Below are 8,680 nucleotides of genomic sequence, written 5' to 3'. Positions count from 1 at the left end.
TGTGTCAGATTTGAACTACCACAGATTTTTATTTTTGAGTAATAGCGAGCTATTTTGATGGAATAAAAATTGAGGACGGTCAAAGATGATGTGCAGTTTGGGCTTGTAGTAGAAATATTTATGAATTATTCAGGTTAGAGGCACTAAATAGCCTAACAATAATTTTTTATCTGTTTATTCAAAGAGTATATGTGTCAAATTTTCATTTTCGCTCCGACACACTTGCATAAGTCATTAGTATCCAGAAAATTCCTGATATTTTTTTATATTTTTTATTTTTAATATCCATAACATCGAATGGATTAACAATCTCATCTATGGTGGTAAAGCTATACAGCAAAGATAGAAAACTAATGCAGATATAAGCAAAAGGAGTTGCGAAAATAAAATGACAATAAAAAAAACTATTTCTCTAGCAGTAATTTTGCAGTAAAAACCATATTTTCATTTACAGCTTTAATAAAATATAATCCATTTTTATAATGTGATATATCGAAATTTACCACAGGTTTTTCTGATAAATATGTTTCGAGCAATTCACCTAAAGGATTATAAATAAAAATCATTGAGCCTGAAATATTTTGTATTGTAAAAATACCTTCTGTGGGATTAGGAAGAACTTTTAATTCTGAAATGGTATAATCCTGTATATAATCATATAGCGGAACAGAAATTAACTCGGTGCTCGCACAGCCATAAATATTATAAACTGTAACAGAATATTCTCCGCTTTGAAGTTCTGAAATATCCTCCACTGTTTCTCCATTACTCCATTCGAAATAATATGGCGAGCTTCCACCACTTATCGACAAATCAATATTTCCAAGATTATTAGAATCCGGGAAAACATTGTACGCAATTATTGGAACAGGATAAATATTCAATTCGGTATTGACTATACTATCGCATCCAAGAATTGTATTATATAAAACAGGATAAGTTCCAGCAGTTGATTGAAATACACCGGCAACCAATATACTGTCGCCATCGCAAATAGAAACATTTTCAGTAAACTCAAAAACAGGATTAAAACTCAAATTTACAATTACTGTACTATCGCAACCTCCAGTACTTATAAAATTTGTGTAATATTCTCCGGCAACTGTTTGATAATTTCCCTCAAGAAAAATGCTATCGCCTTCACAAATAGATTCGGTGTCGTATTCAATGGTAGCACAGGTATTATAAATATATGCAGAACCTGATGCTGACAAAAAATCTACTCCACTAATATCCTCATCTTCAAGATATGCTCCAATTAAAATGTCATTTTCAGAAATATCTACAAAAGCTCCAAAAGCATCGTTTGCCGCTCTATCCGATGCGACAATCTTTTTATCGAAATTCCAAACTCCGAGATTGTTTTTTTTGAAGATATAAGCCGAACCTGCATCATCTTGGGTATTAGTTTCAAAAGCATCTTCATCTTCGTTTTTCGCTCCCACAGCGATAAAATTTTCGGAAATTGCAACAGTATATCCAAACAAATCATCGACAGCTCTTTCGCCGGCAGTAACTTTTTGTTTCTCAGACCAAGTTCCAAGTGAGTCTTTTTCAAATACATAAGCCGATCCTGAATTATCTAATGTATTTCCTCCAAGCGAATCTTCATTTTCATGATACGCTCCAACGATTGCCCAGTTTTCAATGATATCGACAGAATACCCAAAATAATCAAATTGTTCTCTATCAGAAGCAACAATTTTTTGAGTTTCATTCCATACTCCCAATCCATCTTTTTCGAATATGTAGGCAGCCCCTGCAAACAGTTTGCTGCTATTTCCACTGGTATCGTAGTCCTGACCTATAGCCCCAACAATCAATATATCATTATGGATATGAGCTGTAAAACCAAATCTATCATCGTTCATTCGGTCTGATTGCACAATTTTTTGTACTTGCACCCAATTTCCTATACCATTTCTTTCGAAAATATAGGCAGAGCCAGCATTGCTCGCCGAAGCAGTTAAGTTTTGATTTTCATCTTCATAAACAGCACCTACAATTAAAGTACTCCCTGAAATATCAACCGAATATCCAAAGAAGTCTTGTATTTCACGATCGGCAGCAACAATTTTTTGTACTTCTGCCCAAACTCCCATGTTATCTCTTTCGAAAATATATGCAGAGCCTGCACTGCTCAATGAATCAGCACCAAAAACATCCTCGTCTTCAAACACAGCACCAACAACCGCATAGTTCCCTGAAATTGCTACAGACCAGCCAAAATAGTCTTCAATATCTCTGTCGGAAGCTTTTAATTTCTGTTTTTGAATCCAATGACCATATTCATTTTTTTCAAAAATATATGCAGAACCCGAATTGCTGTAATTGGCACGACCAGCAACATCATCGTCTTCGCCCATTGCTCCAATTATGGCATAATTGCCCGAAATGCTTCCCGAAATTCCAAACCAATCGACAGAATCTCTATCTGTGGCAACTGCCTTAATTATCTCATTCCATTGTTGGGCTTGAGTTTGAAAAATAAAAATCATTGAAAATAATAGGATAAAAAACTTATTGTTCTTCAAAAACAACTTAAAATATTCAGTAAAAAATGAATTCATTCTATAAAAATTTTATTAAAAAATAGTTCGTAAATTTATATGATATTTTTGTCCATACAAAATTCTTTCATTTCACAGACTACAATACGATTTAAAAAGTTGGATTAAGAATATTAACTTTTTAGAAAAATTGGCATTTTTCATTTGTTGAAATTAAGAAATTTTTTTGTAAAACCTTGTGATATTGTCAAATATTAAACGAAAGTCCTGAAAGGACGGAATGTTATAGCTCTGGGTGTAAACCCTGAGAATGAAATGCCATCATCATTTTGTGAATCCTGAAAGGCTGAAATTATTAAATGGTATAGAAATTACAAACGATAGATTCTGATCTCATCCCTACAGGATTTTGTTTCTTCTGTGTTTTTTTTCGTAGGGTTTTCACCCTATGCTTTTACATTTCGTCCTTTCAGGACTTTTTGCCAAACTGCTGCAAGTTTAAAACTTGTGGCAAACCGAAATATTTACTGATTCAGATTTTTTTCATTAAAATACTGATAGAAAAGGCTTTAGTTTCATGCCTTGATTTGTGTTCAAACTACGAAATATTGAATTTATAGCTATATTTAATGTGCGAAACTTGAGTAATAAATTGCAAAAGTTGCTTTTGTTTCAATATAATTGTACTTTTCCTTTTCGTAAAAATTGAATAGAAAATAATGCTAAAAATAAATACAGAATATAAATTCCTGCTTGAACTTTTAAAACCAACAATAAAAACAGAAGAGGCAAAAATGCTTGACTTAGCTTTTGCCAAACTTCAAGCATACGCGAAAAAATCCAATAATGAAGTTGAAATTTCTGAAATATTAATTACTGCGAGAATTGCAATGGAAGAAATCGGTTTGCAAGCATTTTCTATTGTTTGTATATTTTTGCTTAATCCTTACAAAAGTAAAATCATAACAATTGATGAACTCAAAAATGAATTCGGTGAAAAAATAGCAAAAACTATTGTCGAAATCGAAAAAATTTCGGATTTGAATGTTAATGAAAAAAGCTTAAAATCGGACTATATCAATGCACTTCTAAAAGCTGTTTCAAATGATATCAGAGTTATTTTAATAAAACTTGCCCAACATTTGCATATAATCAGAACATTTGTTGAATCTACTAAAGAAGAAAAAGATAAAATCGTTTCAGAAACAGAATACCTTTATGCTCCTTTTGCTCACAGGGCCGGGCTTTACAATATAAAGCTCGAACTGGAAGATTCTGTAATGAAAATAAAAAATCCCCAAATGTTTCATTCTATTCAAGATAAAATTATTGAAACTGAGAGAAGCAGGGAATCATTTATTAATTATTTTCTTAAACCTATAAATGAAAAACTAAAATCTCAAAACTATGATTTTAAAATTTCGTGGCGAACAAAATCAATAAGTTCTATCTATCGGAAAATTCAAAAACAAAATGTTGAATTTGAGGAAGTTTATGACCTTTTTGCCATAAGAATAATAATTGAGAGCAAAGAAAAATCTGACTGTTGGAAAGTTTATTCTATAGTATCCGATTTATATATTCCCAACACCAACAGACTGAGGGATTGGATTTCGTTTCCAAAAAACAATGGTTATGAATCTTTGCATACAACTGTGATGAGCAAGGAGGGCAAATGGGTTGAAATTCAAATTCGCACAAAACAAATGGACGAAATTGCAGAGATGGGAATGGCTGCGCACTGGAAATATAAAAGCGAACAAAAATCAAACACCGTAGAAAACTGGATTCAGAAAACCCGAGAAATGCTTGTTAGCCAAGAACTTGACAAGGAGGATAAAATTGATAGTTTCAAGGCTGACCTTTACAGCAACGAAATTTTTGTTTTTACGCCGAATGGTGATTTGAAAAAATTCCCGAAAGGTTCTACTATCCTCGATTTTGCATTCGATATACACACAAAAATTGGTATGACATGCCAAAGTGCCAAAATAAACAATAAACTTGTCCCATTGAAATATGTTTTAAAAAACGGAGATCAGGTTTTTATTATTACTTCAAAAAATCAGAGGGCTCGTGAAGATTGGCTAAAATTTGTAAAAACAACAAAAGCAAAATCTAAAATCAAGAAAATTTTAAAGGAAGAAAAAAATAAGGAGGCAGATAATGGCAAAGAAATTTTGAAGCGGAAACTGAAAAATTGGAAATTAAAATTTGATGATGAAACAGTTAGTTTTTTGCTAAAAAGTTTGAAAATTCAAAACGCTATAGATTTTTATTCAGCCATAGCAAGAGATACTATTGAAATTCAGGACATTAAAAATGTTCTTTTAAGCTCAAACGAGTCTGAAACTATCATTCCTGAAACTGCTGTCGCGGCTGAAGATATTAATTCTAAGCCAGAAAAAGAGAAGGACTATTTTCTGATTGACGGTTCGGTTGACAACATAAACTACCGATTTGCCAAATGTTGTAATCCAATATTTGGCGATAATGTTTTCGGATATGTAACTATAGGAACAGGAATTTCTATACATAGGAAAAACTGTCCGAATGCCAAAAATTTAGTTTTGAACAACAAGTTTCGTATTAAAACAATTAAATGGAAAACAGACGAATCCAATGCTTCGTTCAAAACAGCAATCCGCATTTCGGGAGACGACAGAGTAGGTATGTTGGAAGAAATAACCAAACTTATTTCGTCTGATTTAAAATTAAATATGAGAGGAATAAACCTAAATTCGAGTAAAGATGAATTTATTGGGACTATAAATATTGTAGTGAAAAGCACAACACATTTGCACATTATTCTACAAAAACTAAGAAAAATAAAAGGTATTAGGAAAGTTGTTAGAAGTGAGTAGTTTTCAATGATTCACAACAAATGCAAAAGGAAATTAGAAATTGTTAATTTATTATTGATTATTTTATATTTCTTTACAGCTTGATTAAAAATCGTTTGCAAATATCAAAAAGAGCACTTATTTATTTACAGTTACTTAGACAAAATCCTCAATTATTTTTGCCAAATCTTCTGGTTTGAATGGTTTTGACAAATGATCGTTCATGCCAATAGCAATACATTTTTCTCTATCGCCTTTTAAGGCATTTGCTGTCATTGCAATTATTACTGATTTGGTTCTATTTTCACTATCTTCGATTTCACGTATTTTTTTTGTAGCTTCATAGCCGTCCATAACAGGCATTTGAATATCCATAAAAATCAAATCGAAATGTTCGTTTTTTACAAATTCTACAGCTTCAGCACCATTTGCAGCAACTTCAATTTCCTTAACATATTTTTTCAAGAAAATTGTTGCAACTTTCTGATTAATCAAATTATCTTCTGCCAGCAATGCCTTAATATTTCTTTTGGCTTTAATTGGCTTTGTATTTAAATTGACATAACCGGGAGATTTCCCAATTTTATATCTCCCTGTAAACCAAAAGGTAGAACCTGAATTTTCGACACTTTCGAATCCAACCTCGCCATTCATTAATTTAGCAAGCCTTTTAGATATTGCCAGACCTAAGCCACTTCCTCCGTATTTTCGGGCTGTCGATTTTTCTGCTTGAGCATAATCTGTAAATATTTTCGACTGGTTTGACAAAGAAATACCAATACCTGTATCAATCACAGAAAACTTTATTTTTATATTCTTTCCTTTAATTTCTGCAGGAACGACATCTAATTCTACAAAGCCCTGATGCGTAAATTTTATTGCATTGTTTAAATAATTTATCAAAACTTGCTTAATTCTGACAGAATCGCCAATTATCCATGAGGGAATATCCGGATGAATATTACTATGCAATTCAATACCTTTACGCTTTGCCTTAAAGCTTAGCATTTTCAAAGTCTCATTTATCAGGTTGAACAAATTTAAATGAGCTTCTTCCAATTCTAATTGGTTTGCTTCAATTTTCGAATAATCAATTATATCGTTTACGATGGCAATGAGATTGTCTCCACTATTTTTTATCGTATCTATCTGATCTTTTTGCACCTCGTTCAAATCTCCTTGTTCGAGCAAAATATTTGTGAAACCAATAATTCCATTTAAGGGAGTACGTATTTCGTGGCTCATATTTGCTAAAAAAATTGACTTATACTGCGAGGCTAACTCGGCTTTTTCTTTTGCTTTTTCAGCAATATCCTTTTGTTTAATTATTTGATCTTGATGAGACAAAAGTTCTTCGTTTTGAACTGAGAGTTCTTCTTCGTAATTTTCAAGCTGTACGGCCTTTTTTATCAACTTCAGGTAATTCTTATTTATATATCTACTAATAAAATAAATTACCGACAAACCAATTATTAATATAAGTCCATGAAAAACCCAAATGTTTTGTTTTAATGCATTAGAACTTGCCAGATACTTTTCAGCCTTCACAGAAACACTTATCCCTCCCCGAATATCGCCTAATTCATAGCCTTGGTCGGCGTGGCATTTTAGGCAGGCTTCTCTAATTTCTAATGGAGCCATATACCTGTAGTACTGTTCGTTATGCCAATTAATTAGCTCAATAGTATCTATTACTCCATTTTCAAAAGAATTTAACATGTTAGCTTCCCAATAGTCGGGTTTATTTTGAGGACGAATTGGGTCTAAACTTGTAATATGGAATCGTGTAGCATTATACTTTTTAGCCAACTCCGAAACTTGCCTTGTCATATAAGCCGGATTTATTTTCGTAAGAGAAATACCCAAGCTATCAATTATTATATCTCTATTTTTGATGTCTAAATATTTGTTTGGCAAAATAGAATCCGTAATCGGAACATAGACACCACCATGTTTGGCATTCCATCTTCTCGAAATTTGAATCTGATCGAAAAATGCCTTAGTTTGTCCTTTTACATTCGTTAAAGTTGAATTGTTAATAGTTTTTAAATTCCATAATAGACTTACTACCAATAATAATGTCCATGCAAATAATAAAGCTATCAAAAGGCTTTTCTTTATCATATTTTACGAATTTACTTTCAATCTTTGCATACAATATTAATAATGTATTCCATTTTTACAAAAAAAAGGAACTTATTTAACATTAACTAATTCAACATCAAAAATAAGAGTGGCATTTGCAGGAATACTTCCTTGGGCTCTGCTTCCGTATCCAAGTTCAGATGGAATTATCAAGCGGCGTTTACCACCAACTTTCATCATTGCAATTCCTTCGTCCCAACCTTTAATTACTCGCCCTGTTCCGAGAGGAAAGTCAATTGGTTTTCCTCTTTTTACCGAAGAGTCAAAAATTTCGCCATTTTCTAAATATCCTGTATAATGAACCTCGACATTTAAGCCTGCTTCAGCTTGTTTTCCGGCTCCTTCTTTTACAATTATATATTCTAAACCGGAGTTTGTCTTGTGAATCTTTTTTCCTTCAATATCAAAAGCTTCAACCTTTTTTTCAGGTATGATATCAATTAATTCTACATCGAAAATTAAAGTTGAATTTGCTGGAATACTTCCCATAGCTTGATCTCCAAAACCCAAAGAAGCTGGAATTATTAAACGACACTTTCCGCCCTTTTTCATGAAAAGCACGCCCTCGTCAAGTCCTTTAATTATGCTCCCTGTACTTACCGGAAATTCTAATTCCTTACCCTTTTTTACCGATGAATCGAAAATTGTACCATCGCTCAGATAGCCTGTGTAATGAATCTTTGCTGTTTCATTTTTTTTGATGAAATCTCCATTTCCTTGTTCAACAACAATATATTTCAAACCAGATTGGGTAATTTGAGTATCTTTTCCGGCAACATTAAAAGCTTCAATACTAACTCCTTGCTCAACTTTAATTAATTCTACCTCAAATATTAAAGTGGAATTTGGAGGAATTGTTCCCATATCTCGTTCGCCATATGCCAATTCTGACGGAATTACAAATGTAGCTTTATCGCCTTGATGCAAAAGTGCAATGCCTTCGTCCCAGCCTTTGATAACTTGCCCGGCTCCTAATTCAAATACAAATGGCTGGTCTTTATCGTAAGAGCTGTCGAATTTAGTTCCATCAAGCAAAGTACCTTTGTAATGAACTGCAACTTTATCGCCAGCTTTCGCCTGGACTCCCCTTGCCCGTTGAGTAATTATAAATTTAAGCCCGGATTCAGTTTCAATGTAATCTGCGAACTTGTTTTCATTTTCTTGTGAGAATAGACTATTTGA

Annotated in this window: 4 protein-coding genes; 1 reads left to right on the top strand and 3 read right to left on the bottom strand. The window is 32.7% G+C overall.

The annotated features are described in order from the left end of the window. Window positions 1-404 precede the first annotated feature (404 nt). Window positions 405-2,570: a T9SS type A sorting domain-containing protein gene (locus tag HN894_04475; GenBank protein ID MBT7142573.1), complete on the bottom strand. Its 2,166-nt coding sequence runs from the start codon at window positions 2,568-2,570 to the stop codon at window positions 405-407. Window positions 2,571-3,229: 659 nt separating this feature from the next. Here HN894_04475 and HN894_04470 point away from each other — a divergent pair. Then, window positions 3,230-5,374: a bifunctional (p)ppGpp synthetase/guanosine-3',5'-bis(diphosphate) 3'-pyrophosphohydrolase gene (locus tag HN894_04470; GenBank protein ID MBT7142572.1), complete on the top strand. Its 2,145-nt coding sequence runs from the start codon at window positions 3,230-3,232 to the stop codon at window positions 5,372-5,374. 135 nt (window positions 5,375-5,509) lie between these two features. Here the strand turns inward: HN894_04470 and HN894_04465 are convergent, their stop codons facing one another. Continuing rightward, a complete protein-coding gene (locus HN894_04465; GenBank protein MBT7142571.1) occupies window positions 5,510-7,477 on the bottom strand; it encodes a DUF3365 domain-containing protein in 1,968 nt (655 codons plus the stop codon). A 72-nt stretch (window positions 7,478-7,549) separates the two neighbouring features. Then, on the bottom strand, window positions 7,550-8,362 hold the full coding sequence (locus HN894_04460; protein MBT7142570.1) for an FKBP-type peptidyl-prolyl cis-trans isomerase: 813 nt from the start codon (window positions 8,360-8,362) through the stop codon (window positions 7,550-7,552). Window positions 8,363-8,680 lie beyond the last annotated feature (318 nt).

It is taken from the genome of Bacteroidota bacterium (genome assembly GCA_018692315.1).
Taxonomy (GTDB): domain Bacteria; phylum Bacteroidota; class Bacteroidia; order Bacteroidales; family JABHKC01; genus JABHKC01.
Note: the sequence above shows the minus strand (reverse complement) of the source record. Positions and strands in the feature narration are given on the sequence as shown.

Excerpts from the sequence above, each read along its gene's own strand:
- HN894_04465 (MBT7142571.1), bottom strand. The coding sequence starts at position 7,477 with ATGATAAAGAAAAGCCTTTTGATAGCTTTATTATTTGCATGGACATTA.
- HN894_04470 (MBT7142572.1), top strand. The coding sequence starts at position 3,230 with ATGCTAAAAATAAATACAGAATATAAATTCCTGCTTGAACTTTTAAAA.
- HN894_04460 (MBT7142570.1), bottom strand. The coding sequence starts at position 8,362 with ATGGGAACAATTCCTCCAAATTCCACTTTAATATTTGAGGTAGAATTA.
- HN894_04475 (MBT7142573.1), bottom strand. The coding sequence starts at position 2,570 with ATGAATTCATTTTTTACTGAATATTTTAAGTTGTTTTTGAAGAACAAT.